Source organism: Streptomyces plumbidurans, from assembly GCF_019857225.1.
Lineage (GTDB): Bacteria > Actinomycetota > Actinomycetes > Streptomycetales > Streptomycetaceae > Streptomyces > Streptomyces plumbidurans.
Map to the genome: position 1 here is coordinate 21,925 of NZ_JAFJSY010000042.1, position 26,991 is coordinate 48,915.

The window sequence follows — 26,991 nt, forward strand, 5'->3', positions numbered from 1 at the left end:
TGCTCCCTGCGCCGTACTGCCGCTCGTCCGTGCCGGTGCACCGCTCACCGGCTCCGAGTGACCCGCGCTCAGGGACGCCATGCCTCGATCGGGTTGCCCAGCCAGCGGGTGTCGTCCGGGACGGACTCCGCTGCCATGACGAGCGACGCGGGACCCAGCGTGGTGCGGGCCCCGATCGTGCTGCCGGGCAGCACGATCCCGCCAGGGCCCAGCGTGGCGCCCTCACGGAGAACCACAGTATCCGTCCGCAAGATCCGGTCGTGGAAGAGGTGGGTCTGCAGGACGCAGCCGCGGTTCACGGTCGCGGCGTCCCCGAGCGTGACGAGATCGGTCTCGGGCAGCCAGTAGCTCTCCACCCACACGCCCTTGCCGATCCGCGCGCCCAGCCCGCGCAGCCAGCCCGTCATCAGCGGTGTCCCCGGCACTGAGGCGGCCAGCCACGGCACCGCGACCACCTCGACGAAGGTGTCCGCCAGCTCGTTGCGCCACACGAACCCGCTCCACAGCGGATGCTCGCCGGTGCGGTGCCGCCCCACCAGCAGCCACTTCGCGACGATAGACACGACGGCCGCCGTGCCTCCCGCCGCGAGCAGCGCCAGCCCCGACAGCGGCGCGGCCCACGGCCCGAGCAGGCACAGCACCGTCACCGTCGCGGCCGCGATCGCCGCCGAGCAGAACACCGGCACCAACCGGCACAGCTCCACCAGACCGCGCGCCCACAGCAGCCGGGCCGGCGGATCGTAGGTCCGGCTGTGGTCGCCGGGCGCGGTGCTCCGCGGCAGCCTCACCGGCGGCAGCCCCAGGTAGGAGCTGCCCTTCTTGGCCTTCTTCGGTGTCGCCGACAGCACCCCGACCAGACCGCCGTCCGGCACGCTGCGCCCCGGCGCCGTCATCCCGGAGTTCCCCAGGAACGCCCGCCGCCCGATCTCCGCGCGCCCGATCCGCATCCAGCCACGCCCGAGCTCGTACGGCGCGGTCAGCGTGTCGTCGGCCAGGAACGCTCCCTCGCCGACCGTCGTCAGGCTCGGCAGCGCCAGCACCGTGGACACCTCGGCCCCGCGCCCGATCCGCATCCCGAGCAGCCGCAGCCACACCGGCGTGACCAGCCCCGCGTACAGCGGGAACAGGGTCTCGCGGGAGCGGTCCATCAGCTGCGTGACCGTCCAGGCCTGCCAGGCGGTCCGGCTGTGCGTCGGATACGTGCCCTCGCGCAGCCCCAGGCTCAGCAGCCGTACGCCGACCACGAGCAGCAGCGCGTACGCCGCCCCGAAGGCGAGCGTCGCGGGGACGAGAGCGATCGCGGCACCCCGCACGGGCGCGGCCGGGTCGAGGAGCGCGTGCGCCACGAGAAACGCGGCCCCGCCCGCAAGCAGCGGCAGCGCGGACAGCGCGAGACCCGTCAGGCCGTACATCACGCGCCAGTACGTGCCCCGCTGCGGGCGCTCCTTGGGCCAGTTGCGCTTGGCCTTGCCGAGCTTGACCGCGGGCGCACCGGCCCAGCGCTGACCGGTCGGGATCTGCCCGGTGACCGCCGAGCCCGGTGCCACCTCGGCGCGCTTGCCCACGCGGGCGCCCGGGAAGAGGATGCTGCGGGTGCCGACGGTGGCGTGCGCGCCGACCTTGACCCCACCGATCTCCAGCCGGTCGCCGTCCAGCCACCAGCCGGAGAGATCGACCTCGGACTCCACGGCCGCGCCCCGGCCCAGCTTGAGCAGCCCGGTGACCGGCGGCAGCGAGTGCAGATCCACGTCCTGGCCGACCTTGGCGCCCAGCGCGCGTGCGTACCGCTCCAGCCAGGAGCCGGTCAGCGAGGTGGCCCCGCTGAACTCGGCGAGCCGCTCGGCGGTCCACAGCCGCAGATGGACGCCGCCGCCGCGCGGGTACCGGCCGGGCCGCACGCCCCGCAGCAGCAGCCGCGCTCCGCCCGCGCCGAGCGCGAGCCGCCCCGGCGGCGTGAAGAGCACCAGGCCACCGAGTGCGAGCAGCCACCAGGGGGCCGTCGGCAGCCATGCGTAGGCGGGCAGCAGATTCCCGGCCGCCGCGAGCGTGACGGTCCAGCGCAGTCCGAGCAGGGTGAACAGGGGGACGAGGAGCAGGAGTTGGAGGACCTTCGCGCGCGTCGGCACCGGGGCGACCGTGCGCCCGCCCGCGTCCTCCTGCCCCGACTCCTCCAGATGCCGGGCCAGCTTGCGCAGGGTGGGCTGCTGGTAGATGTCGAGGACGGCGGCGCTCGGGTAGCGGGTGCGCAGCCTCGTCGTCAGCTGCGCGGCGGCCAGGCTGCCGCCGCCGATCGCGAAGAAGTCGTTCCGGGCGCTGGTGACGGGGATGCCGAGGACTTCCGTCCACTGCTCGGCCAGCCACGCCTCGGTGCCGTAGAGCTGCTCGGCGGGACCGCTGGTCTCCAGTCCCTCCAGGGGCCAGGGGAGTGCGTTGCGGTCGACCTTGCCGCTGGTCCGCGTCGGCAGGTCCGCGACCGGGGCCAGCAACGGGACGAGCGCGGCGGGCAGTTCGGCGCGCAGCTTCTCCACCGCGGCCGCGTGGTCCCAGCCGTCCTGGGTGACGACGTAGCCGACGAGGAGCTGGTTGCCGCCGCGGGCGGTGCGCACGGCGGCCGCGGCGCCCGCGACACCGGGCAGCGCCTGCAGCGCGGCGTCCACCTCGCCGAGCTCGATCCGGCGACCGCCGAGCTTGATCTGCTCGTCGGCCCGCCCCAGGAACACCAGTCCCTCCGGCTCGGCCCTGACGAGGTCGCCGCTGCGGTACGCCCGCTCCCAGCCCAGAGACTCGAGCGGCGCGTACTTCTCCGCGTCCTTCTCGGCGTCGAGATACCGGGCGAGCCCGACCCCGCCGATCACCAACTCCCCGCTGCCGCCCATCAATACGGGCTCCCCGGCCTCGTCGACGACAGCCAGCTCGTAGCCGTCCAGCGGCAGCCCGATGCGAATGGGCTCCTCGCCGCTCATCAGCGAGGCACAGGCGACGACGGTCGCCTCGGTGGGGCCGTAGGTGTTCCAGACCTCGCGCCCCTCGGTCACCAGCCGCTGCACCAGCTCCGGCGGGCAGGCCTCGCCACCGAAGATCAGCAGGCGTACGTCGTTGAGGGTCTCCGGCTCCCACAGCGCGGCCAGCGTCGGCACCGTCGAGACGACGGTGATCTCCTGCTCGACCAGCCAGGGCCCGAGGTCGGCGCCGCTGCGGACCTGCGAGCGGGGCACGGGCACCAGACAGGCGCCGTAGCGCCAGGCCAGCCACATCTCCTCGCAGGACGCGTCGAAGGCGACCGACAGCCCCGCCATGACCCTGTCACCGGGACCGATGGGGTCGTCGGTGAGGAACAGCGCGGCCTCGGCGTCCACGAACGCGGCGGCACTGCGATGGCTGACCGCGACACCCTTGGGCTTCCCGGTCGAACCGGACGTGAAGATGACCCACGCGTCGTGCTCGACGCCGGGCCGCGCAGCGGGCACCTCGCTGCGCGGCCCGATGAAGCTCAACTCGTGCCCGGTCCCTACGACAGCCCGCACGCCCGCCTCGCCGAACACCAACTCGGCCCGCTCGTCCGGGTCCTCGGCGTCCACGGGGACGTAGGCCGCACCCGCGGCGAGGACCGCGAGGACGGCGACGTAGAGATCGTTGGTCCCGGAGGGGACCCGCACGCCCACCCGGTCGCCCAGCCCTACCCCGGCCGCGCCCAGCCGCCCGCGCAGCTGCTCCACCTCGGCGGCCAGCGCCCTGTAGGTCAGCCGGGTCGTCCCGTCGTCCAGGGCGAGCTCGTCGGGGCAGGAGCGTACGGAAGAGTCGAAGATGTCGACGAGAGTGCGGGCGGAGGCCGCCTGACCTCCGGAAAAGCGTGCGGTGTCACCAAACTGCTGGTGGATCTCAGCGCCGAGCTCATCGTCGAGCAGGCCGAGAGCACTGCTCTCGTATATGGCTGCCATCGGTCCTCGCGTCTCGATCCCGGAAGCCTCCGGGGCGCTGGCGGGCCCGCAGGTCTGCCTGGGGTTGTCCTCCTCCAGCTCCGTAACAAGCCGGAAATTTTAGTACGAGGCTAGGTTCGGGACCCTCGGTCGGCCACTCGTGAGAGCGGCTCGGGGACACCCGGAGCCGGCCGGCACCTCGCTGACCTCGCGCTTCTTCGGCGAAGGAGAGATGCCCCACACAACGAGTGAGGCCGTGACCCCGAGGGGTCACGGCCTCACTTCGACTGTGGTGTCCGAGGGGGGACTTGAACCCCCACGCCCGATAAAGGGCACTAGCACCTCAAGCTAGCGCGTCTGCCATTCCGCCACCCGGACAAGGTGTCTGTCGTGCGGGTTTCACCCGCCGCGACGTAGGAAACAGTACCAGGCTCCGGAGGGGTCCCCGGTCACCCCCCGTCCCGCGTGAACGGCGTGTGACGGAGCGGGTCCGCTCTTGGGGAGCGGGCGGGGGAGAGGGAGGATGAGGGGAACCACCAGCAGTGACAGCGGGAGGAAGCAGCGTGAGCGAGGCGGACACGGCGCGGGGCGTCACCGGCGAGGACGAGGTCGTGGACCTCTGCCGCGAGCTGATCCAGATCGACACCAGCAACTACGGCGACCACTCGGGTCCGGGTGAGCGCAAGGCGGCCGAGTACGTCGCCGGGAAGCTCGCCGAGGTGGGTCTCGAACCGGAGATCTTCGAGTCGCACCCGGGCCGGGCCTCCACCGTGGCCCGCATCGAGGGCGAGGACCCCTCGCGGCCCGCGCTCCTCATCCACGGCCACCTCGACGTCGTCCCGGCCAACGCCGACGACTGGACCCACCACCCCTTCTCCGGCGAGGTCGCCGACGGGTGCGTATGGGGCCGCGGGGCGGTCGACATGAAGGACATGGACGCGATGACCCTCGCGGTCGTACGCGACCGGCTGCGCAGCGGGCGCCGGCCCCCGCGCGACATCGTCCTCGCCTTCCTCGCCGACGAGGAGGCGGGCGGCACGTACGGCGCCAAGCACCTGGTCACCGAGCACCCCGCTCTCTTCGAGGGCGTCACCGAGGCGATCAGCGAGGTGGGCGGGTTCTCCTTCACGGTCAGCGAGCAGCGGCGGCTGTATCTGATCCAGACGGCCGAGAAGGGCATGCACTGGATGAAGCTGAAGGTGGCCGGCACCGCGGGCCACGGCTCGATGATCCACCGGGACAACGCGATCACCGAACTGTCGGAGGCGGTCGCACGCCTCGGCCGGCACAAGTTCCCCGTCCGCGTCACCAAGACGACCCGCGCCTTCCTCGACGAACTCGGCGACGCCCTCGGCACCGAGCTGGACCCGGAGGACATGGAAGGGACCCTGGCCAGGCTCGGTGGCATCGCCAAGCTCATCGGCGCGACCCTGAGCAACACGGCCAACCCCACCCAGCTCGGCGCGGGCTACAAGGTCAACGTCATCCCCGGCGAGGCCACGGCCCACGTCGACGGGCGCTTCCTGCCCGGCTTCGAGGAGGAGTTCCTCGCCGACCTCGACAAGATCCTCGGGCCGAAGGTGCAGCGCGAGGACGTGCACGCCGACAAGGCCGTCGAGACCACCTTCGACGGGGCGCTGGTGGAGGCCATGCAGTCCGCGCTGGTGGCCGAGGACCCGGCCGCCAAGGCCATCCCCTACATGCTCTCCGGCGGCACGGACGCCAAGTCCTTCGACGACCTCGGCATCCGCGGCTTCGGCTTCGCCCCGCTCAAGCTGCCCCCCGAGCTGGACTTCGCGGGCATGTTCCACGGTGTCGACGAGCGGGTGCCCGTCGACGGCCTGAAGTTCGGCGTGCGCGTCCTGGACCGGTTCATCGACGCTTCCTGACCGACGGAGACCGACGCATCCTGACCGTCGTGGACCGCTGGTTCGTGACCTTCGTCATCGCCGCTTCGTGACCTTCGTAATCGGCAGCGCGTACGGAGTGGCGCCGGGACGGGTGAATGCGACCATCAGCTCGTAGCTCCATTACTTCCTCCTCGTTACAGGTAATGCGATCAGCAACACGAGATCGCTTTTGCCTACAAGGAGGAATAATGATCAAGAAGGTCGTCGCTGCTGCGGCTGCCACTGGTGGTCTGGTTCTCGCGGGTGCGGGCCTGGCTGTCGCCGACTCCGGTGCTCAGGGTGCCGCTGTGCACTCCCCGGGCGTCGTTTCCGGCAACGTCGTTCAGGTGCCCGTTCACGTCCCGGTGAACGTCTGCGGCAACACGGTCTCCGTGATCGGGCTGCTGAACCCCGCCTTCGGCAACACCTGCATCAACAAGTGACGTCGATCCGCTGAGGGTCGTTTCACGCCGTCGGCTCCGGAGCGCACGCCATGCGCTCCGGGGCCGACCGGCCGTTGTACCGGATTTCTTCGTGGAATTCGCAGGATTCCAGGTCAGGATCGAAGGCAGGAGAATTCAGCAATGCGACAGGTCACCCGCAAGGGCCTGATGACCGTGGCAGCCGCGACCGGCGTGCTCGCCGCAGCAGGCGGCTACGCCCACGCCGACTCGGGCGCGAGCGGTTCGAGCTCCAACTCACCAGGCGTCCTGTCCGGCAACACGGTGCAGGTGCCCGTTCATGTCCCGGTCAACGTCTGCGGCAACACGGTCGACGTCGTCGGGGTCCTCAACCCGGCCGCGGGCAATTCGTGCGCCAACGAGAGCGGCGGTGGCTCCTCTCATGGGCACGGTGGCTCGCGGGCTCACGGTCACGCCAGTGATTCGCCGGGTGTGGGTTCCGGCAACCTGGTCCAGGTGCCGGTCGACGTGCCGGTGAACGTGTGCGGCAACAGCATCGACGTCATCGGCATCGGCAACCCCGCCAAGGACGACGACTGCACCAACGGCGGCTCGGGCGGCGGGCACAAGACGCCTCCGGGCGGTCACGAGACGACTCCGCCGGGCAACCCCTCGGAGCCCACTCACCCCGGCACCCCGAGCACGCCTCCCGGTACGGGCGGCGAGACGCCGGGCGGCTCCACGCACCCGAACCACCCGGGCACCCAGACGGGCACCCAGCCCGCGGGCTCCGCACAGCTGGCGCACACCGGCAGCGACCTGCCGATGGGCCTCGTGCTCCCGGTGGGCGCGGGCGCGCTGCTGGCCGGAGCGGTCATGTACCGCAAGGCGCGCGCTTCCGCATAAGGAGCCACAGGCACGGACAAAGCACCGGAAACTTCCCTAGCGGTGCGCAGAACGGAGCGGGCCCCGTGCTGGCGGGGCCCGCTCCGTTTCGGTCGTCCGTCCCGGCCTCAGCTCACCACGTGGCGCGCACCTGGCGGATGATCCGCCGTCGCAACCGCACCCTGCGGCTTCCGTCGCGCATCAGGCTCAGACGGTCCAACTCCCAGTGACCGTACTCGGCATGGTCCGTCAGCAGGCGTGTGGCGTCCTTGCGGGAAACCCCGCGCGGTACGTACACGTCGACAAATTCGTATTCCGGCATCGCATCTATTGTGCGGGCTGGGGCCCGGTACGGATAGCGTCTGCACTATGTCTGATGCTGTGCAGCCCACCGCTGCCGAGGTACGCGCCGCCGCCGAGGCGGTCAAGACCGCGCTCGACCGCCACCTGGCCGCGGTCGAACGCAGGTCCGGGGAGGACGACCCGGCTGTCTACGAGGCGTTCAACGAGCTCGCCGCGGCCGCCGAGACGTACGACGAGCTGCTTTACGACCGCTACGACGAGGTCACGCCCTTCGAGATCCCCGGTGCGGAGGACTCGCTGCCCCCGTACAAGGGCCCCGAGGAGCCGAACGCGCTGAGCGTGCTCATCCGCCGCGACTACGCCGTGGTGGAGCCGCAGCGGCTGCTGGCACAGGCGCAGCGCGTGGAGGCCGCCGACTCCGACGACGGCCGAGGCGCGGGCGCGGAGGCCTCCACGACGGTGCACGGCGCGCTGGGCATTCTCTTCGGCGAGTTCGAACCGGACGAGATCGCCTCGCGGCACAAGGAGTTCGGGCTGGAGGAGGGCGACTCCACGCTCTGGGTGACGGCGACGGACGAACCGGCCGAGCCCGGCGAGTGGCTCGAGGCGCCGTTCGACCAGATCGACCCGCAGCGGGTGGTGTGCCGCTTCGACGTCAGCGCGGTGTTCGACGAGGACCTCGACGACATCCGCCTCGACGACGAGGACGACGACGTCGACGACGTTGAGGTCGACGAGGACGAGGACGAGGACGAGGTCGATCTCGACGACGACGTCGACAGCGATCTGGACGGCGAGGAGGACTTGGAGCCGCTGGACGCGGAACGCTGAACACCGCGGATCGCGGATCGCGGATCGCGGACGGTGGGCGATCGCGCTACGGCCGTCTCAACACGGCCGACGCGCCATGGTCAGGACGGCGGCGGCCCCGGGGGCGAGAACCCCGGGACCGCCGCCGTTGTCGTGGAGCGGTCGTGAGCGGGGTCAGCCGGTGGCCGGCACCTGGGTCGCCAGCAGCAGCGGCAGGCGGGTGGTGCGGGGCTTGGCCACGACCTCGGCGACGGCTCTGGGCAGTGCCTGTTCGACGCCGTGGACGACGGACAGATGTCGGTCCGCCCGGCCGAACGCGGTGTAGATCCATGCGCGGCTCAGGGACGGCACCGCGTCTCCGGGCAGCACCGCGACCACCGCGGGCCACCGGTCACCCACCGCCTGGTGCGCGGTCAGCGCCCACCCGTGGCGCACGCACTGCTCCACCCGCTCCTTCGCCACCACGACGGGCAGGCCCGAGCACGACAGATGCAGCCCGTCGGCGTCGGCCTTCACCACGGTGCCCGGGACCGTACGCCCCGGTGCGGGGGAGTAGGCGATCCGGTCGCCGGGGTCGAAGCCGCCGAAGCGTCCGGGGCCGGGGTTGAGGCGTTCCTTCAGCGCCGCGTTGAGCACCCGGGTGCCCGCCGCGCCGCCGTGGCCCGGGGTGATCACCACCGTCTGCTCGGGGGGAACGCCGATCGCGCGCGGCACCGAGTCCGCTACGAGCTGCACGGTCCGGTGCACGGCCTCGCCCGCGTCCCGCACGGGGACGATGACGACCTCCTTGCCCGGGGCCTCGATCTGGCCCAGCTCGCCGATACCGATGCCGGAGACCAGCTCGCCCAGCGGCCCCGAGTCGGGCAGCCGGGAGGAGACCCGGGGGCAGACCCGTGCTGCCAGCAGGTCGGCGAACACCCGCCCGGGCCCGGCCGACCACAGCACCGCGGGGTCGCCGGCCAGCACCAGCCGGGCGCCGTCGGGCAGCGACTCGACGAGCAGGGCCGCCGTTTCGACGTCCAGCTGAGGTGCGTCGAGTACGACGAGGAGATCCAGGTCCAGCGCGCCGTCGGCATCCCGCCCGGGGCCCTCGACGCCGGAGAGCAGACCGGCGACGGTGGTGGCGCGGGAAGCGTCGGGCCCGGCGCCCTCCTGCCCCTGCCCGGTGCTTTCCTGCCCTTCCCCGGCCCGGAGCGCCGCGAACCGGTCGCGGCCGCCGGGGGTGTGCGTGGCCGCCCAGGCACGCAGTCCGAGGTCTGCCGCGATGCCCAGCAGCGCCGCCGGTTCGGCCCGGGACGCCTCGCCGCCGGAGTGCAGCACCAGGCCGTGACCGGCGACCGCGCGGACGAGCTCGGCGGTGGAGCCCTGCGCCGCGACGGCCGCCTGCTCCCAGTCCTCGGCCGAACCGTCCTGCTTCGGCACGGAGTTGATCAGCCGGGCCAGACCGTCGGCGAGGCTCTCCTCCGCGAGGGCGTACCGCTCCAGGCCGATCAGGACGCGGACCGGGCGCTCCTCGGCCTGCTCGCCGTCCTCGGCCGGCTCCGGTGCCGGTGCGGTCGGGTCGAGGACGTCCTGGAAGACCAGGGCATCGCCCTCCGCGACGGTGCTCTGTACGGCCTCCTCCGCGTCGGGCACGCCCCGTTGGGTCAGCGCCGCGATGAGCGCGGACATCTCCAGGGCCGTGTGCCCTGCGAGGGCCGCCTGCTCCAGCAGCCATCCCGTCAGCGCCCGGCCTCGCCGCTCGTCGTCCGGCCGGCACTCCGCGCCGAGCAGCGCCCGCGCGAATCCGTCGGCCTGCTCCGGCCGTACGCCGCCGACGCGCAGCAGCAGCCACGGGTCCGACCGCAACTGTTCGTCCGCGCCCTCGCCGAGGGCCGCGGTGATCTGCGGTGCGAGGGTGTCCGGGGCGCCTCCGTCGGCCAGAACGCGTCCCACCGCGCCCAACGTCTCCGGGGCGGGAGCCGCGGGCGATGCGGCGGGCGCGGGCTGGGGGCGCCGCACCGGCTCGGGCGCGGGGCGCCGGGGGGCACGCTCGGGCTCGCCGAAGACGGCGGCCACGGGTTTCTGCCCACTCTCCACGGCCCGGACGGCAGCAAGCAGATCGGCCGCCTTCCCACGGAGCTTCGCACCACTGTCGATGGGGCCCCGCTTCTCCGCCTTACGCCGCTCGATCCGCTCCCGCTCAACCTGCTGAGCCAGCAACTCTGCCTCGGCCTCGGACAGTTGAGCGGCGGTCGCACCGTCGCCGTCGGACGTTGCTTGCGCAGTGGGGTCCGCGTCTGGTGCGGCGGTTTCTGCGGCCGGTGCGGCCGTCCTCGCGTCTGGTGCCGCCGTTCCCGCGTCCGGTGCGGCACCGTCCGCCGCCTCGTCCTGCGTGGTTTCATCGTGCGCGGCGTTGTCCTGCGCAGCCTCGTCCGACGGGGCGCTGTCCGCAGCCTCGCTGTCCGCCGCCTTGTGCTGCGGGGTGCCCTTCGCAGCCTCGTCGTCCGCGCCCTCATCCTGCGCGCCGCCGTCCGTCATCTCGCCCTCCACCGCCTCGTCGTGCGCGGCCTCGCTGTCCGTGGCCCTGTCCGGTGCGGCGTCATGCGCGGCCGCATCCTGCGAGGCTGCATCTGCATCCTTTGAGGCGCCGCCCGCCGCCTGATCCTGCGGGGCGCCGTTCACGGCCCTATCGCGCGCGGCCTCATCCCGCGCGGCGCTGTCCGTCACCCTGCCGTCCACCGCCTCGTCTGGTGCGGCGCCATGCGCGGCCGCATCCCGCGAGACCGCATCCTTTGAGGCACCGCCCGCAGCCTCACCCTGCGCCGCACCGTCCGCGGCCCCGCCCGCCACCTCGTCCTCAGTGGCGCTCTCGTCCTGCGCGGCCGCGCGCACCACCCCGCCCCGCCCCGCCTCATCCCGCGCCCCCGCGCCCGGCGTCCCCTTCGCTTCCGTCCCAGGCGTCCCCGGCGTTCCCGCCCCCGGCGCTCCCGTGTCCCGCGCGCCCGACGCCCCCTTCGCTCCCGCCCCCGGCGTCCCCGGCGCCCCCGCGCCCCCCGCTCCCGCCCCCGGCATCCCCGGCGTGGCGTTCTCCGTGGTTTCCGGGTGCGTGCTCACAGCGTGCTCCAGTCGTGATCGGGATAGCGGTGCACGGGCGCCGACACGTCGTCGAGAGCCCGGCAGATCTCGTCAGGAAGACTAAGCGTCTCCACTGACAATGCCGCCGTGAGCTGCTGCGCGTTGCGTGGGCCGATGATGGGGGCGGTCACGCCGGGCCGGTCGCGGATCCAGGCGAGGGCGACCTGAAGGGGCGTCACCGCGAGCCCGTCCGCCGCGGTCTGCACGGCGTCCACGATGCGGCTCGCCGTGTCGTCGAGGTAGGGCGCCACGAAGGGCGCGAGGTGTTCCGAGGCGCCCCGCGAGTCGGCGGGAGCCGAGTCGCCGCGGTACTTGGCCGTCAGGACCCCGCGGCCCAGCGGCGAGGACGGCAGCAGACCGATGCCCAGGTCCAGCGCGGCCGGCAGCACCTCGCGCTCCACGCCGCGCTGCAGCAGTGAGTACTCCATCTGCGAACTGGCCAGTCTCGTACGCGTACCGGGCGCGGCGAGCTGCCAGGTCGCGGCCTTGGCGAGCTGCCAGCCGCAGAAGTTGGACACCCCGGCATAGCGGGCGCGACCGCTGCTGACCGCGAGGTCGAGCGCGTGGAGGGTCTCGTCGAGCGGGGTGCAGGGGTCGTAGGCGTGGATGTGCCAGACGTCGACGTAGTCCGTGCCGAGCCGGGCGAGTGAGGCGTCCAGTGCGGACAGGAGGTGCCCGCGCGAGCCGTCGACGCGGCGGTCCGGGTCGGGCACGCTGCCCGCCTTGGTCGAGATCACCAGATCCCGGCGCGGCACCAGGCCTTCTATCAGGCGCCCGAGCAGATACTCGGCCTCCCCGTCGCCGTACACGTCCGCCGTGTCGACGAGGTTGCCGCCCGCCTCCCAGAACGATTTCAAGAGGTCCGCGGCGTCGTGTTCGTCTGTGTCCCTGCCCCAGGTGAGGGTGCCGAGTCCGATACGGGACACGCGAAGACCGGTACGGCCGAGATGCCTCTGCTCCATGAACGCCGAGATTACTGGCCTGAACCTGTGGCGTGGGGGCCTGTGGACAACCAGTTTTCACACGCTAGGGTCTGCGGAAAGGCACGTTACTGATCGGTAAGGGGAAACGGCATGCAGCTCGGGATCAACCTCGGCTACTGGGGTGCCGGAATGGACGCGGACAACCTGGCGGTCGCCAAGGAGGCCGACCGGCTCGGGTATGCCGTCTGCTGGGCCGCCGAGGCCTACGGATCGGACGCGGCCACCGTGCTCAGCTGGGTCGCCGCCCAGACCGAGCGCATCGACATCGGCTCGGCCATCTTCCAGATCCCGGCCCGCGAGCCCGCGATGACCGCGATGACCGCGGCCACGCTCGACTCCCTCTCCGGCGGTCGCTTCCGCCTCGGCATCGGCGTCTCCGGACCGCAGGTCTCCGAGGGCTGGTACGGCGTCAAGTTCGACAAGCCGCTGGCACGCACGCGTGAGTACGTCGAGATCGTGCGCAAGGCGATGACCCGCGAGCGCCTGACGTACGAGGGCGAGCACTGGACGCTGCCGCTGCCCGGCGGCCCGGGCAAGCCGATCAAGCTGACCGTGCACCCCGAACGCGAGCACATCCCGCTGTACATCGCCGCGATCGGCCCGAAGAACCTCGAGCAGACCGGCGAGATCGCCGAGGGCGCCCTGCTGATCTTCCCCTCCGCAGCGCACCTGGAGGAGACCACGATCAAGCACCTGCGTGCCGGGCGCGAGAAGGCCGGCAAGACCATGGAGGGCTTCGACGTCCACCCGACGCTGCCGCTGGCCGTCGGCGAGGACAAGGACGTGGCGACGCTCGCCGACGCCTTCCGTCCGTACACGGCGCTGTACGTCGGCGGCATGGGCAGCGCCAAGCAGAACTTCTACAACCAGCTCGCCCAGCGCATGCGGTTCGAGGCCGCGGCAGCCGAGGTCCAGGAGAAGTACCTGTCCGGCGACAAGCAGGGCGCCGCGGCCGCCGTACCGCACGACCTGATCGACCAGACGACGCTGCTCGGCTCCGTGGACCGCATCGCGGACCGGATGAAGGAGTACGCGGCGGCCGGAGTCACGAGCCTCAGCCTGAACCCGGCGGGCTTCACGCTCGACGAGCGGCTCGCCTCGCTCCGGGCCGGAACCGAGGCCCTGGAGCGCGCCGGACTGGCGTGACACCGGGGGCAGGAGGTTTCTGCGGCCGTGGTGGGGGCTCGGGGGGTCTTCCCCGCCACGGCCGTCACGGATAACAACGCGCCCGGGCCCGCTCGGTTACGCCCCCGTGCGGCCTTGAGGGTCCGCCTTTTGGCGGAGTTGTCCGATACAGCTGTTGCAGCACCTCTCGAGCCGCAATTGACTCGTTCTTTGCGGAATCCGGCGGAGTTCCGTGAGTCCTGCAGAGAGGTGTCCACGATGCTTTCGGCAAAGAGCCTGTTCCAGGAGATCCTCGACGACGACGAATCGTTCGCCCTGTTCTGCTCCATCGCCGCCGGCGGGGAGTCACAGGGAGGCTGGGAGAACGGCCGCATCGCCGCGCTCGTACCGGACAGCGAGCGCCGGCTGGCCCCCAGGATCACCCGGCACGGGGCGGACGAGGACAAGCACGGGCGGATCTTCAACGCCCTGATCAACAAGCGCGGGCTCGACCCCGTCGAGGTCCCGCCCGAGACCGACTACACGATGCTCCTGGAGCGGCACGGCATCGGCCTCTCCCACGACAAGCTCAAGGGCGAGGAACGGCTCACCGTGCAGGACATCATCACCTACCTCGCCCACAGCCGGGTCACCGAACAGCGCGCCTCCGAGCAGATGGACCTGCTGCGCAGGCACTTCGCCGACCACCCCGACATCGGCCGCGCGGTGAAGATGATCTCGAACGACGAGGACAACCATCTGGCGTACTGCCACGAGGAGTTGCTGCGCTTCGCGCGTGCCGGGCACGGCCGGGCGATCCAGCGGACGCTGCGCGAGTGCGCGCTCGCCGAGATCCGCATCTACCGCGACGTCAGCCTCGCCGTCATGGCCCACATGGGACGCATCCTCGGCTGGCCGAGGACCAGGTCGGCGCTGCTCGCAGCCGGCATCCAAGCCGTCTACGCCTACGAACGGCTCGCGGGCTGGCGGCGGATGGTGAGCCTGCGGATGCCGGAGCGGCGCGACGCGCTCGGCGGGCCCGCGGCCGCCGCACCCGAGTACGCCTGAGATCCGGGCAGCGGCCCTACAGCCAGCCCCGGCGCTTGAGCAGCCGGAAGAGCAGCACCTCCAGGGCGGCCATCAGCAGGATCACCGCCGGGTACGACACGGTCCAGTGCAGCTCGGGCATGTGGTCGAAGTTCATGCCGTAGATCCCCGCGATCATCGTGGGGACCGCGGCCATGGCCGCCCAGGCGGAGATTTTCCGCATGTCGTCGTTCTGCCGGACGCTCATCTGCGCGAGATGCGCCGACAGCACGTCCGAGACCAGCCGGTCCAGCCCCTCCACCGACTCGTTCACGCGCGTGAGGTGGTCGCTCACGTCCCGGAAGAACGGACGCGCCTTGTCGTGCACGAAGGGCACCTTGACGCCGAAGGCCCCGTTGCCCGCGAGCTGTGCCACCGGCTGCGTCAGCGGTCCGGTGGCCCGGCGGAACTCCAGGACCTGCCGTTTGAACGCGTAGATCCGGGACGCGGTGTGGCGCGAGCCGCCGCCGGTCGGCGAGAACACCTCCGTCTCCAGCTCGTCCAGGTCGGTGCTCAGTTCGGCCGCCACCTCCAGATAGTGGTCGACCACGGCGTCGGCGATCGAGTACAGCACCGCCGTGGGCCCCTGCCGGAGCATCTCCGGCTCCTCCTCCAGGCGGCGCCGCACCTGAGCCAGGGGCGACTCCTCGCCGTGCCGCACCGTCACCACGAACGAGTCGCCGATGAAGACCATGACCTCGCCGGAGGTGACGTTGTCGCTCGCCGCCTCGTACCCGACCGGCTTGAGGACCATGAACAGCGAGTCGTCGTAGATCTCCAGTTTGGGGCGCTGGTGCGCGCTGAGCGCGTCCTCGACGGCCAGCGGATGCAGCGCGAACTCCTCGGTGACCCGGTCGAACTCCTTCTCCGTCGGCTCGTGCAGGCCGATCCAGACGAAGGCGTCGCGCCCCCGGCGGCACTGCGCCAGCGCGTCCGAGAAGTCATCGGGGCCCTCGGTGCGACGCCCGTCGCGATAAATGGCACAGTCGACGATCACGGAGCGCATTCTCCCGCCGTACCGGCGTGGACGCACCCCGTCGTGCGCCTACTCTTGGCCGCATGCCCACGCTGATCCTGGTCCGGCACGGACGTTCCACCGCCAACACCGAAGGGGTGCTCGCGGGCTGGACGCCCGGTGTCGCTCTCGACGAACGCGGGGCCGCGCAGGCCGCCGCACTGCCCGGGCGGCTCGCCGAGCTGCCGATCCGCGAGGTGGTCAGCAGCCCGCTGCAGCGCTGCCGCGAGACGGTCCAGCCGCTCCTGGACGCCCGGCCCGAACTCGCCGTGCACACCGAGGAGCGCATCGGGGAGGCCCATTACGGCGACTGGTCCGGCCGCAAGCTCGCCGAGCTGGGGGACGAGCCGCTGATGCAGGTCGTGCAGGCGCACCCGTCGGCCGCCGCGTTCCCCGGCGGCGAGTCGATGCGGTCGATGCAGACCCGCGCCGCCGAGGCCGTACGCGAGTGGAACGCGCGCGTGGAGCGCGACCACGGAGCCGACGCCGTCTATCTGATGTGTTCGCACGGCGACATCATCAAGTCGCTCGTGGCGGACGCACTGGGACTTCATCTCGACCTCTTCCAGAGGATCTCCGTTGAACCGTGTTCCATCACCGCGATCCGTTACACCCGCCTGAGGCCGTTCCTCGTACGCCTCGGTGACACCGGTGACTTCACCTCTCTGGTGCCGCGTGAGGAGCCCCCGGCGGACGACGCCCCGGTCGGTGGCGGTGCGGGCGCACCGTGATCGTCGGGAGCAGTAGGGTGAAGCGGTTGCAGTAGCGCCCCCGTCCGCACAGTCCGTGCGGTCATCCGGTCCCATGTCGATCCCCGATTCCAGGAGACAGGACGTGTCCCGTCAGGTGTTCCTCTACGACCCGCCGGACCGCTTCGTGGCCGGTACGGTCGGGCTGCCCGGACGCCGTACGTTCTTCCTCCAGGCCACCGCAGGCCCCCGTGTGACCAGCGTGGCCCTGGAGAAGACCCAGGTCGCCGCCCTTGCCGAGCGCATGGACGAACTGCTCGACGAGGTCGTGCGGCGCAGCGGCGGCAGCGCCGCCGTCCCGGCCGTGGCCTCCACCGAGATCACCGACTCCGACCCGCTGGACACCCCGGTCGAGGAGGAGTTCCGGGTCGGCACCATGGCCCTCGCCTGGGACGGCGAGGAACAGCGCATGATCGTCGAGGCGCAGGCCCTCGTGGAACTCGACGCCGACTCCGAGGAGGACCTCGCGGAGGCCGAGGAGCGCCTGCTGCAGGACGAGGAGAACGGGCCCCCGATGCTGCGGGTCCGGCTGACCGGCACGCAGGCGAGAGCCTTCGCCAAGCGTGCCCTCGACGTCGTCAACGCCGGGCGGCCGCCGTGCCCGCTGTGCAGCCTCCCGCTCGACCCGGAAGGACACGTATGTCCGCGCCAGAACGGATACCGCCGCGGAGCGTGACGCCCGTCGAGCTGCTCACCGACGGTGAGCTCACCGTGCGCGGCCGTATCCGCGAGGCGTCCAACGCGGCGCTGTACTGCACGATCTCCCACGAGGGGCGCGAGGCGGCCTGCATCTACAAGCCCGTCGCCGGCGAACGCCCCCTGTGGGACTTCCCCGACGGCACCCTCGCCCAGCGCGAGGTGGCCGCCTACGAGGTCTCCGAGGCGACCGGCTGGGGGCTCGTCCCGCCCACCGTGCTGCGCGAGGGGCCGTACGGCGAGGGCATGGTCCAGCTGTGGATCGAGGCGTCCGCCGGCGACGACGCCCCCGAGCTGCTCGCCCTGGTGGACGCCGAGGAGCCCGAGCCGGGCTGGAAGGCGATCGGCCTCGCCGAGGTGGGCGAGGGCCGCACCGCGCTGCTGGTGCACGCCGACGACGTACGGCTGCGCAGGCTCTCGGTGCTCGACGCCGTGATCAACAACGCGGACCGCAAGGGCGGCCATCTGCTGCCGACGGCCGAAGGCCGGCTCTACGGCATCGACCACGGGGTGACCTTCAACACCGAGAACAAGCTCAGGACGCTGCTGTGGGGGTGGGCGGGGGAGCCGCTGGACCCGGAGGCGGTCGGCGTCCTCAAGACGCTCCAGGAGGCACTGGGCGCCGAAGGAGCGCTCGCCGCGCGGCTGTCCGCGCTGATCACCGGCGCCGAACTGGACGCCACGCGCGCGCGTGTCGCCGAACTGCTGGAATCGGGCAAGCACCCGGAGCCCGGCGGGGAATGGCCCGCCATTCCCTGGCCGCCGGTCTAGGAGCAGACGGGCCGTCGTCGCGCAAGAGCGCCCCGTCGGCCATCCGGCCTGGTCCGGTTCGTATACGGAACTTCCGTCCGGTTAGGCTCATGACATGCATGCCTGGCCCGCTTCCGAGGTCCCCGCCCTGCCCGGTCAGGGCCGCGACCTGAGGATCCACGACACCGCGACCGGCGGCGTGGTCCCGCTCGACCCCGGTCCCGTCGCCCGTATCTACGTCTGCGGTATCACTCCGTACGACGCGACCCACATGGGTCACGCGGCGACCTACAACGCGTTCGACCTCGTTGAGCGCGTGTGGCTCGACACCAAGCGGCAGGTTCAGTACGTCCAGAACGTCACCGACGTCGACGATCCGCTCCTGGAGCGGGCGCAGCGCGACGGCGTCGACTGGGTCGCGCTCGCCGAGCAGGAGACGGCCCTGTTCCGCGAGGACATGACCGCCCTGCGGATGCTGCCCCCGCAGCACTACATAGGCGCGGTCGAGGCGATACCCGGCATCGTCCCGCTCGTCGAGCGGCTGCGGGAGGCGGGCGCAGCCTACGAACTCGAGGGCGACATCTACTTCTCCGTCGAGTCCGACCCGCACTTCGGCAAGGTCTCCAACCTCGACGCGGCCGCCATGCGGCTGCTGTCCGCCGAGCGCGGCGGCGACCCGGACCGCCCCGGCAAGAAGAACCCGCTCGACCCGATGCTGTGGATGACCGCCCGCGAGGGCGAGCCCAGCTGGGACGGCGGCTCGCTCGGCCCCGGCCGGCCCGGCTGGCACATCGAGTGCGTCGCCATCGCCCTGGACCACCTGGGCATGGGCTTCGACGTCCAGGGCGGCGGCTCCGACCTCGCCTTCCCGCACCACGAGATGGGCGCCTCGCACGCCCAGGTGCTGACCGGCGAGTTCCCCATGGCCAAGGCGTACGTCCACGCCGGCATGGTCGCCCTGGACGGCGAGAAGATGTCCAAGTCCAAGGGCAATCTGGTCTTCGTGTCCCAGCTGCGGCGCGACGGCGTGGACCCGGCCGCGATCCGGCTCGCCCTGCACGCCCACCACTACCGCTCCGACTGGGAGTGGACCGACCAGGTCCTGGCGGACGCCGTGGCCCGGCTCGGCCGCTGGCGCGCCGCCGTCTCCCGGCCCGACGGTCCGCCGGCCGAGGCCCTGGTCGAGGAGGTCCGCGAGGCTCTCGCGAACGACCTGGACGCCCCGGCCGCGCTCGCCGCGGTCGACCGCTGGGTGGCCCGTCAGGACGCCGAGGGCGGCACGGACACCGGCGCTCCCGGGGTCGTCTCGCGCGCCGTGGACGCACTGCTGGGCGTGGCCCTGTAGTACCCCCCCACACGCAAAGGGGCGCTTCCTCCCGGGAGGAAGCGCCCCACCGCTGTCAGCGGCCGGTCAGATGCGCTGGATCCGCACGCTGCGCAGCACGTTCGGGGCCTGGGTGTCCCAGACGCCGATCACCTGGTGGCCGAACGCGAAGGCCTCCTGGATCTGCTGGTGCAGCTGCGGGGCCGGGTTGTTGAGGACCCGGAACTGGTTGTTGATGCGCAGGAAGACCTGCTGCGGCTGGCCCTGCAGCGGCTGGACGATGTCGACGAAGCCGTTCGCCACGCCGGCCGCGAGCGGCTGGGCCTGGACCTGCTGGATCACCTGCTGAACGACCGTCTGCCCGAGCTGCTGGAGCTGCTGCTGCGTCTGCTGCTCCTGCTGCCGGGCCTGCTGGTCGTGCTGGTCCTGCTGCTGACCGTAGGGCTGCTGCCCCATCTGCTGCAGCAGTTGCTGGTACGGCTGCTGCTGTCCGAGCTGCTGGAGCTGCTCCAGCGAGCCGCTCATCCCCATCGGCTGCTGCTGCCCGAGGCCCGGCTGCTGCCCGAACGGCTGTGACTGCCCGAACGGCTGCTGCCCGAACGGCTGTTGCTGGCCGAACGGCTGCTGATACGGCGACGTGCTCGGGTTCTGCTGTCCCAGTTGGCTCATCTGCGGGGTGGTGCTCATGCGGGTGTCACCTTCCCTTGATGGTTGGGCCCTTGATGGTTGGGATCCGTCAGCCCGTGACGACCAGGCCGACGATCTCGTCGTCCGAGAACCACACTCGGACGTCGGGCCGTCCCCCCGCGAAGGCGGAGTGCACCGCCTGGCGCACCTCGGGGGACGGGTGGTCCAGGTTCCGCCAGGCGCCGGCCACGAACAGCCTCAGCCGCGGCGGGAGTTCGCGCGGATACGGCACCAGCTCGTCCCAGTACCGCTCGGCCCGGTCCGAGCCGACCGACTGCGGCAGCAGATGCGTGACCGCCGCCTTGATGTCCGGCCGGTTGCCGATCCGCTGGGAGGCGGGCCGCCCCGGTGCGTCCTGCTGCGGGGAGCCGGTGGCCCGCAGCACCTCACGGGCACGCTCCGGGGACATCGGCGGCAGGCCCGCCGTCGTGAGCATGCCCTGGAGGGCGGCCAGCGCGCCGACCACGACCGGGGAGGCGGCTGAGGTCCCTGAGAACGTGTCCGTGTACCAGGCGATCTCCTCGGGCCCGCCCTGCAGATCGCCGGGCCGGTCCCAGAAGCCGCCGGTGGTCGTGACCTCGCGGCCCCAGCCCTGGGCGTCCACCCGGGCGCCGTAGTTGGAGAACGCGAGCCTGGACCGGTCGGGTCCGTGGTCGCGGCCGTGGGTGCCGGGCGGCGGTGCGCCCGCGCCGACCAGGATCGCGCCGGAGGACTCGTTGGAGGGGTTGAACGGGTTGCGCCACCACTCGGGGAACTCGTCCGGGCGGCGTTCGTAGACCGCGTCGTCCAGCGACTCGGCGCCGTTGCCCGCCGCCTCCACCACGAGGACACCCCTGGCGGCGGCGTACCGGACGGCCGCGAAATCGTCCGGCCACCACTCCAGGGCGATGTAGCCGCGCTGGTCGTCGCGCTCGGCGTACTCGAACCGCGGCCCGGGGCGGTGGAGTTCGACCAGCACCACGTCGCCGGGGCCGAGGCGGTCGGCCGATGCGTGGATCGCGGCCGCCGTGCCGATGTCCTTGACGGACGCGGCGCCGGTCACCGCCTCGGGCACGATGCCGCTCACGCCGTACTCGCCCCGGTCGCCGCCGATGACACCGAGGACGGCGGTGCCGTGGTTGCGCCAGGCCACATCGGTCAGCGGGGTGCCGACCACGATGCCGGCCAGCTTGGCGGCCAGGTCCTCGTGCCCCAGCTGCCAGGCGCCCTCGACGTCGACGATGGTCACCCCCCGCCCCGCACCACCGGGCCGGTGCCACGCCCAGTGGGCGTCGACCCCCTCCGGAGCGGGACGCAGATAGCCCTGGCGGCCGCTGAAGTCCGGTGTGACCGGGGTGCCTTCCTTCAGCCTGCGGTTGTCGTCGGCCACCGTCGCGGGGACGGCACCCGGCTTCACGTACGCGGTGTCGATGCCCGGCAGCGCGGCGATCCGGGCCCGCAGCTCCTGGGCGCGGCTCTCCCCGCCGCGCACGCGGTAGAACAGCGCGAGGTCGGGCGGCCCCTGCTCGCCCGGCGCGGGGGAGACCTGCTGGAGCCGCTCCTCGCTGCCGAACAACGGCTGCAACTGGAGCTGTTCGTCGCTGAGGAACATGTTGAGCGCGGAGAGGTCGGCGCCGGTCGCCGAGCGGACGCCCTCGGGTCGGGCGCGCAGCCGGGCGTCGGGGCTCGCGACGACGATCAGCTCCTGCTCGGCTCCTCGATAGGTGAATCCCGCTCCGTCGGGCCCGGGCCCACCGGCTCCGGGACCCTGTGCCGGCTGTACCTGGTCGCTCATCGGTACCGCTCCCTTCGGTTCGGTCCGTGCGGGTGCGCCGTCGCTGCACAACCAAGCACGCGCACGCCGACGCGTAAAGCCGGTTTCCGCCAACTTGGTTTGGAACAAGTTGAATTGGGTAACGTGTGCAATCCGGCGTGAAACAGCCGTCACGCCTCAATCCGGCCAAAGCCTGTACACAGACGAAGGGCGGTGCGCCACGCGCACCGCCCCTTTTCTCAGTCCTCCGAGGACTCGTCGTCGTCCTCGCTCGGCTTCGGTGGTTTCGGTGGTTTCGTACGGCCACCGGGGTTGTCCCGCCGATAGGGCTGGTTCTCGCTGCCGTCCGCGGTGGCGTGACCGCCGGCGGCCGGACCCGACCCGTCCCGGCGGCGCAGATACCGCTCGAACTCGCGCGCGATCGCCTCGCCCGACGCCTCCGGCAGCTCCGCGGTGTCCCGGGCCTCCTCCAGCGTCTGGACGTACTCGGCGACCTCGCTGTCCTCGGCCGCCAGCTGGTCCACGCCGACCTGCCAGGCGCGCGCGTCCTCGGGCAGCTCGCCCAGCGGGATGCGCACGTCGATCAGGTCCTCAAGGCGGTTGAGCAGCGCCAGCGTGGCCTTCGGGTTCGGCGGCTGCGACACGTAGTGCGGCACGGCCGCCCACAGCGACACGGCGGGCACGCCCGCGTGCGTGCAGGCCTCCTGAAGGACGCCGACGATGCCCGTGGGCCCCTCGTACTTGGTCTCCTCCAGGTCCATGCGCCGCGCCAGGTCCGCGTCGGACGTGGTGCCGCTGATCGGGACCGGACGCGTGTGCGGGGTGTCGCCCAGCAGCGCGCCCAGCACGACCACCAGCTCCACGCCCAGCTCATGGGCGAAGCCCAGCAGCTCGTTGCAGAACGAGCGCCAGCGCATCGACGGTTCGATGCCGCGGACGAGCACGAGGTCACGCGGCTTGTCCCCGCCGACCCGGACCACCGAGAGGCGCGTCGTCGGCCATGTGATCTTGCGCACGCCGGCGTCCATCCACACCGTGGGGCGGTTCACCTGGAAGTCGTAGTAGTCCTCGGCGTCCAGCGCCGCGAACACCTCGCCCTTCCACTCCCTGTCCAGATGCGCGACCGCGGTGGAGGCGGCGTCGCCGGCATCGTTCCAGCCCTCGAACGCGGCCACCATGACCGGGTCGATCAGCTCGGGTACCCCCTCGAGCTCGATCACCCAGGCCTCCTTCCGACGTGCCCTCCGCTTGACCACCCAACCTTACGGCGTGCGGCGGGGGCGCCCGCAGCCCCCTTGCACGGGCGAGTGAACGGATCACTGCCCCGATCGCCACCCCGGGACACCCCTCGGCCGCGCGAGCCGGAACGGAGGGCTCCAGCGGACTTGAGGGCATCCTGGGCCGTCACAGCGTCGAGCGCAGCCACTGTTCCACGCTCGCGATGTGCACCGTCGCCCACGACCGCGCCGCCTCCGCGTCCCGGTCGCGCAGGGCGGCCAGGATCGCCCGGTGCTCGTGCAGGGTGCGGCTGACCGCGTCCTCCTGGGTCAGCCCGCGCCAGATACGGGCCCGGGTGGTCGGCCCCGACAGGCCGTCCAGCAGCGAGCAGAGCACCGAGTTGCCCGAGCCCTGCACGATGCCGCGGTGGAAGTCGAGGTCGCAGGCGACCAGCTCCTCCACCGAGGGCGCGTTGCCGAGCTTGTCCAACTGGGCCGCGAGCGCGTCCAGTTGCTGCTCGCTGATCCGGGCGGCGGCCATCGCGGTCGCGGCCGGCTCCAGAATGCGGCGCACCGCCAAAAACTCCAGCACGGTGTCGTCGCGGTGGAAGTCGACGACGAAGCTCAGCGCCTCCAGCAGCAACTGCGGGTCCAGGCTGGTCACATAGGTGCCGTCGCCCTGCCGTACGTCCAGGATGCGGATCAGCGACAGGGCGCGCACCGCCTCCCGCAGGGAGTTGCGCGACAGTCCGAGTTCGGCGGCGAGTTCGCTCTCCTTGGGCAGCCGGTCGCCGGGGCGCAGCGCGCCGGAGACGATCATCCCCTTGATCTTCTCGATCGCCTCGTCGGTGACTGCCATGTCCGGCCTCCCTGTCGTTCAGACATCCGATGTCTCAGGCCATTATGGGGGTTCAGTGGGCTGAACGGGGTGCCGAATGCTCAGCTCAGACCCCGGAACACGCGGCCATGCGCGAGGGGCGGCTCCGTCGGCGCGGAGCCGCCCCTCGCACGGGATCCGGCCTCCTAGGGGAGAGAGGCCGTTCCCCGGTCGTGCCGGTCCCGGCCAGGGCGAGGAACCGGCACGAGGTCACTTCTTGTCGAGCAGGTCCTGCACCTTCGCCCGGACCTCGTCCGAGGCAAGTCCCCGGATCGTCAGCGTCGTACGGCGGCGCAGCACGTCGTCCGGCGTCTCGGCCCACTCGTTGTCCCGGGCGTAGACGACCTGCGCCCAGATCTCCGGGGCGTCCGGGTGCACCCGCTCGCCCAGCTCCGGGTTCTCGTTCGCCAGCCGCGCGATGTCGAAGGCCAGCGAACCGTAGTGCGTGGCAAGGTGCTTGGCCGTGTCGGCGGCCATCCGCGGCCCCGGCGCCGGGTTGTCCACCAGCAGCCGGTGCGCGACCGCACGCGGGTTGGCGACACCGGGCAGCGGCAGCTTCTTCGGCAGCGAGGCGATGGGCTCGAAGTCGTCGCCCAGCGGGGCGCCCGGCAGCGACTCCAGCTTCCGCATCACCGTACGGCCGATGTGGCGGAAGGTCGTCCACTTGCCGCCCGCGACGGACAGCATGCCGCCGCGGCCCTCGGTGACCACCGTCTCGCGCTTGGCCTTGGCCGTGTCGCCGGGACCGCCGGGCAGCACACGCAGACCCGCGAACGAGTAGGTGATCAGGTCACGGGAGAGCTGCTGGTCGCGGACGGAGAAGGCCGCCTCGTCCAGGATCTGGGTTATGTCCTTCTCGGTGACCGCGACGTCCGCCGGGTCGCCCTCGAACTCCTCGTCGGTCGTGCCGAGCAGCAGCATGTCCTCCCAGGGGAGGGCGAAGGTGATGCGGTACTTGTCGATGGGGGTCGCCAGCGCCGCCTTCCACGGCGAGGTCCGCTTCAGGACCAGATGCGCGCCCTTCGACAGACGGATCGACGGTGCCGCATTCGGGTCCTCCATCCTGCGCAGGTGATCGACCCACGGGCCGGTCGCGTTGAGTACGAGCCGGGCGCTCACGCCGAACTCGTCGCCGGTGACGCGGTCGCGCAGCTCGGCGCCGGTCACCCGGCCCCGGGTGAAGCGCAGCCCGCTCACCTCGGCGTGGTTGAGGACGACGGCGCCCGCCTCGACGGCCGCGCGGACCGTCATCAGCGCCATGCGCGCGTCGTTCATCTGGTCGTCGCCGTACACGGCCACGGCCTTGAGGTTCTCGGTGCGCAGTTCGGGCACGTCCTGCGCCGCCTTGGCGGGGGAGAGGAGGTGGCCGACGCCGTCACCGAACGCGGAGAGCGCGGAGTAGGCGAAGACGCCCGCCCCGAGCTTCGCGGCGCCGTGCGGCCCGCCCTTGTACACGGGGAGGTAGAACGTGAGCGGGTTCGCCAGGTGCGGTGCCACCTGGCGGGAGACCGCACGGCGCTCGAAGTGGTTCTCCGCCACCAGCTTCACCGCGCCGGTCTGCAGATAGCGCAGACCGCCGTGCAGCAGCTTGGAGGAGGCGGAGGAGGTGGCGCCGGCGAAGTCGCCGGCGTCGACCAGAGCCACCCTGAGGCCGGACTGCGCGGCGTGCCAGGCAGTGGAGATGCCCAGGATGCCGCCGCCGATCACAAGAAGGTCGAACGACGCCTTGGCGAGCTGCTCCCGGGTCTCGGCGCGGCTCGCGGTGAAGCCGGAGGCCGGGCGCGTGCCCAGGGCAGGCACGGACTGCAGGGTGGACTGACTGGTCATGTCGGGTACTTACTCCTCATCGGAGCCGGCCGGGCCTCGCGGGCCCGCGTCAGCTCTCGTCCTCGAGCCAGCCCATGGTCCGGTCGACGGCCTTGAGCCAGTTCTTGTACTCACGGTCGCGGGTTGCCGCGTCCATGCGGGGGGTCCACTCGGCGGCCCGGCGCCAGTTGGCGCGCAGGTCGTCGGTGCTGTTCCAGAAGCCGACGGCGAGACCGGCCGCGTAGGCGGCGCCGAGGCAGGTGGTCTCGGCGACCATCGGGCGCACCACCGGCGCGTCCAGGACGTCCGAGAGCGTCTGCATCAGCAGGTTGTTGGCGGTCATGCCGCCGTCGACCTTGAGGGTCACCAGCTCGACGCCGGAGTCCTTGACCATGGCGTCGGCGATCTCCCGGGTCTGCCAGGCGGTGGCCTCCAGGACGGCGCGCGCGAGGTGCGCCTTGGTGACGTACCGGGTCAGACCGGCGATCACACCGCGGGCGTCGGCGTTCCAGTGCGGGGCGAACAGGCCGGAGAAGGCGGGCACGAAGTAGGCGCCGCCGTTGTCCTCGACCGAGAGCGCGAGCGTCTCGATCTCGGCGGCGGTGGAGATCAGGCCCATCTGGTCGCGCATCCACTGCACCAGGGAGCCGGTGACGGCGATCGAGCCCTCCAGGGCGTAGACCGTGTCCTGGTCACCGATCTTGTAGCCGACGGTGGTCAGCAGGCCCGCGTAGGAGTTGATGATCTTCTCGCCGGTGTTCATCACCATGAAGGTGCCGGTGCCGTACGTCGACTTGGTCTCGCCCTCGGCGAAACAGGTCTGGCCGAACAGGGCCGCCTGCTGGTCGCCGAGCGCGGAGGCGACCGGGATGCCGCCGAGCAGGTCGCCCAGGCTGCCGCCGGTGATCTCGCCGTAGACCTCGGCGGAGGAGCGGATCTCGGGGAGGATCTGCAGCGGTACGCCGATCGACTCGGCGATCTTCTCGTCCCAGGCCATGGTGTGCAGGTTCATCAGCATGGTGCGGGAGGCGTTGGTGACGTCCGTGACGTGCTTGCCGCCGTTGACGCCGCCGGTCAGGTTCCAGATGACCCAGGTGTCCATGGTGCCGAAGAGGATGTCGCCGGCCTCGGCGCGCTCCTTGAGGCCCTCGACGTTGTCCAGCAGCCACCGGGCCTTGGGACCGGCGAAGTAGGAGGCGAGGGGAAGGCCGGTCTCGCGGCGGAAGCGGTCCTGGCCGACGTTGCGGCCGAGCTCCTTGCACAGGGCGTCGGTGCGGGTGTCCTGCCAGACGATGGCGTTGTGGACGGGCTCACCGGTGTTCTTGTCCCACAGCACGGTGGTCTCGCGCTGGTTGGTGATGCCGATGGCCTTGATGTCGTCCCGGGTGATGCCGGCCTTGGCGATGGCCCCGGCGACGACTTCCTGGACGTTGGTCCAGATCTCCGTGGCGTCGTGCTCGACCCAGCCCGGCTTCGGGAAGATCTGCTCGTGCTCCTTCTGGTCGACGGAGACGATACGGCCGTCCTTGTCGAAGACGATGCAGCGGCTGGAGGTGGTGCCCTGGTCGATCGCGGCGATGAAGGGGCCGGCGGTGTGCGCGTCGGTCACTGTGTGCTCCTGG

General features: G+C 71.7%; 21 protein-coding genes and 1 tRNA gene. 10 read left to right on the forward strand and 12 right to left on the reverse strand.

What is annotated here, in order from left to right:
* Positions 1-68: 68 nt before the first annotated feature.
* Together JYK17_RS25020 and JYK17_RS25025 are read right to left on the reverse strand one after the other, a co-directional pair.
* Complete coding sequence (locus JYK17_RS25020) at positions 69-3,938, reverse strand: Pls/PosA family non-ribosomal peptide synthetase (RefSeq protein WP_222811223.1); 3,870 nt, start codon at positions 3,936-3,938, stop codon at positions 69-71.
* 269 nt (positions 3,939-4,207) lie between these two features.
* Positions 4,208-4,295, reverse strand: a tRNA-Leu gene (locus JYK17_RS25025).
* Positions 4,296-4,480: 185 nt separating this feature from the next.
* Between JYK17_RS25025 and JYK17_RS25030 the strand changes: the two genes are divergently transcribed.
* From JYK17_RS25030 to JYK17_RS41040, 3 genes are all read left to right on the forward strand, one after another.
* Positions 4,481-5,806 (forward strand): M20/M25/M40 family metallo-hydrolase, encoded by a 1,326-nt coding sequence (locus JYK17_RS25030; RefSeq protein WP_128803523.1) that lies wholly within the window; start codon positions 4,481-4,483, stop codon positions 5,804-5,806.
* 209 nt (positions 5,807-6,015) lie between these two features.
* The gene (gene chpH, locus JYK17_RS25035) at positions 6,016-6,249 is read left to right on the forward strand and encodes a chaplin ChpH (protein WP_016434424.1); all 234 of its coding nucleotides are present in this window, start codon (positions 6,016-6,018) and stop codon (positions 6,247-6,249) included.
* 141 nt (positions 6,250-6,390) lie between these two features.
* The gene (locus JYK17_RS41040; RefSeq protein ID WP_222811224.1) at positions 6,391-7,113 is read left to right on the forward strand and encodes a chaplin; all 723 of its coding nucleotides are present in this window, start codon (positions 6,391-6,393) and stop codon (positions 7,111-7,113) included.
* A gap of 112 nt (positions 7,114-7,225) precedes the next feature.
* Here JYK17_RS41040 and JYK17_RS25045 read toward each other — a convergent pair whose 3' ends face one another.
* A complete protein-coding gene (locus JYK17_RS25045; RefSeq protein WP_007380901.1) occupies positions 7,226-7,414 on the reverse strand; it encodes a DUF5703 family protein in 189 nt (62 codons plus the stop codon).
* A gap of 47 nt (positions 7,415-7,461) precedes the next feature.
* On the opposite strand from JYK17_RS25045, the gene JYK17_RS25050 reads away from it, so the two are divergent.
* Positions 7,462-8,226 carry a hypothetical protein gene (locus JYK17_RS25050; RefSeq protein WP_108011793.1) on the forward strand — a complete coding sequence of 255 codons (765 nt, stop codon included), beginning with the start codon at positions 7,462-7,464 and terminating at the stop codon, positions 8,224-8,226.
* Between the two features lie 153 nt (positions 8,227-8,379).
* Here JYK17_RS25050 and JYK17_RS25055 read toward each other — a convergent pair whose 3' ends face one another.
* The gene (locus tag JYK17_RS25055) at positions 8,380-10,869 is read right to left on the reverse strand and encodes a helix-hairpin-helix domain-containing protein (protein WP_222811225.1); all 2,490 of its coding nucleotides are present in this window, start codon (positions 10,867-10,869) and stop codon (positions 8,380-8,382) included.
* Positions 10,870-11,297: 428 nt separating this feature from the next.
* Entirely contained in the window at positions 11,298-12,284 is a 987-nt protein-coding gene (locus JYK17_RS25060; RefSeq protein WP_108011791.1) for an aldo/keto reductase, read from the reverse strand.
* 111 nt (positions 12,285-12,395) lie between these two features.
* Between JYK17_RS25060 and JYK17_RS25065 the strand changes: the two genes are divergently transcribed.
* A complete protein-coding gene (locus JYK17_RS25065; RefSeq protein WP_222811226.1) occupies positions 12,396-13,451 on the forward strand; it encodes an LLM class F420-dependent oxidoreductase in 1,056 nt (351 codons plus the stop codon).
* Positions 13,452-13,688: 237 nt separating this feature from the next.
* The gene (locus JYK17_RS25070; RefSeq protein WP_128803527.1) at positions 13,689-14,477 is read left to right on the forward strand and encodes a ferritin-like domain-containing protein; all 789 of its coding nucleotides are present in this window, start codon (positions 13,689-13,691) and stop codon (positions 14,475-14,477) included.
* Positions 14,478-14,493: 16 nt separating this feature from the next.
* Here the strand turns inward: JYK17_RS25070 and corA are convergent, their stop codons facing one another.
* Positions 14,494-15,492 (reverse strand): magnesium/cobalt transporter CorA, encoded by a 999-nt coding sequence (gene corA, locus JYK17_RS25075; protein ID WP_164932287.1) that lies wholly within the window; start codon positions 15,490-15,492, stop codon positions 14,494-14,496.
* Positions 15,493-15,554: 62 nt separating this feature from the next.
* Here corA and JYK17_RS25080 point away from each other — a divergent pair, with 62 nt between their 5' ends.
* The 4 genes from JYK17_RS25080 to mshC all read left to right on the forward strand — a co-directional run bounded on the left by JYK17_RS25080 (position 15,555) and on the right by mshC (position 19,050).
* Positions 15,555-16,241, forward strand: coding sequence for a histidine phosphatase family protein (locus JYK17_RS25080; RefSeq protein ID WP_108011783.1), 687 nt, complete (start codon positions 15,555-15,557; stop codon positions 16,239-16,241).
* 103 nt (positions 16,242-16,344) lie between these two features.
* A complete protein-coding gene (locus JYK17_RS25085) occupies positions 16,345-16,935 on the forward strand; it encodes a DUF3090 domain-containing protein (RefSeq protein WP_016434415.1) in 591 nt (196 codons plus the stop codon).
* Positions 16,899-17,726 (forward strand): SCO1664 family protein, encoded by an 828-nt coding sequence (locus JYK17_RS25090; RefSeq protein WP_108011781.1) that lies wholly within the window; start codon positions 16,899-16,901, stop codon positions 17,724-17,726. The genes JYK17_RS25085 and JYK17_RS25090 overlap by 37 nt, the downstream gene beginning before the upstream one ends.
* A gap of 94 nt (positions 17,727-17,820) precedes the next feature.
* On the forward strand, positions 17,821-19,050 hold the full coding sequence (gene mshC, locus JYK17_RS25095; protein ID WP_222811227.1) for a cysteine--1-D-myo-inosityl 2-amino-2-deoxy-alpha-D-glucopyranoside ligase: 1,230 nt from the start codon (positions 17,821-17,823) through the stop codon (positions 19,048-19,050).
* A gap of 66 nt (positions 19,051-19,116) precedes the next feature.
* Here mshC and JYK17_RS25100 read toward each other — a convergent pair whose 3' ends face one another.
* The 6 genes from JYK17_RS25100 to glpK all read right to left on the reverse strand — a co-directional run bounded on the left by JYK17_RS25100 (position 19,117) and on the right by glpK (position 26,978).
* Entirely contained in the window at positions 19,117-19,716 is a 600-nt protein-coding gene (locus tag JYK17_RS25100; protein WP_222811228.1) for a hypothetical protein, read from the reverse strand.
* A 49-nt stretch (positions 19,717-19,765) separates the two neighbouring features.
* Positions 19,766-21,490 carry a S8 family peptidase gene (locus tag JYK17_RS25105; protein WP_222811229.1) on the reverse strand — a complete coding sequence of 575 codons (1,725 nt, stop codon included), beginning with the start codon at positions 21,488-21,490 and terminating at the stop codon, positions 19,766-19,768.
* 218 nt (positions 21,491-21,708) lie between these two features.
* Positions 21,709-22,689, reverse strand: coding sequence for a PAC2 family protein (locus JYK17_RS25110; protein WP_108011773.1), 981 nt, complete (start codon positions 22,687-22,689; stop codon positions 21,709-21,711).
* 184 nt (positions 22,690-22,873) lie between these two features.
* Positions 22,874-23,545 (reverse strand): FadR/GntR family transcriptional regulator, encoded by a 672-nt coding sequence (locus JYK17_RS25115; RefSeq protein WP_108011771.1) that lies wholly within the window; start codon positions 23,543-23,545, stop codon positions 22,874-22,876.
* A 228-nt stretch (positions 23,546-23,773) separates the two neighbouring features.
* A complete protein-coding gene (locus JYK17_RS25120; RefSeq protein ID WP_108011769.1) occupies positions 23,774-25,390 on the reverse strand; it encodes a glycerol-3-phosphate dehydrogenase/oxidase in 1,617 nt (538 codons plus the stop codon).
* Positions 25,391-25,439: 49 nt separating this feature from the next.
* Complete coding sequence (gene glpK, locus JYK17_RS25125; RefSeq protein WP_108011767.1) at positions 25,440-26,978, reverse strand: glycerol kinase GlpK; 1,539 nt, start codon at positions 26,976-26,978, stop codon at positions 25,440-25,442.
* Between the last annotated feature and the right edge of the window lie 13 nt (positions 26,979-26,991).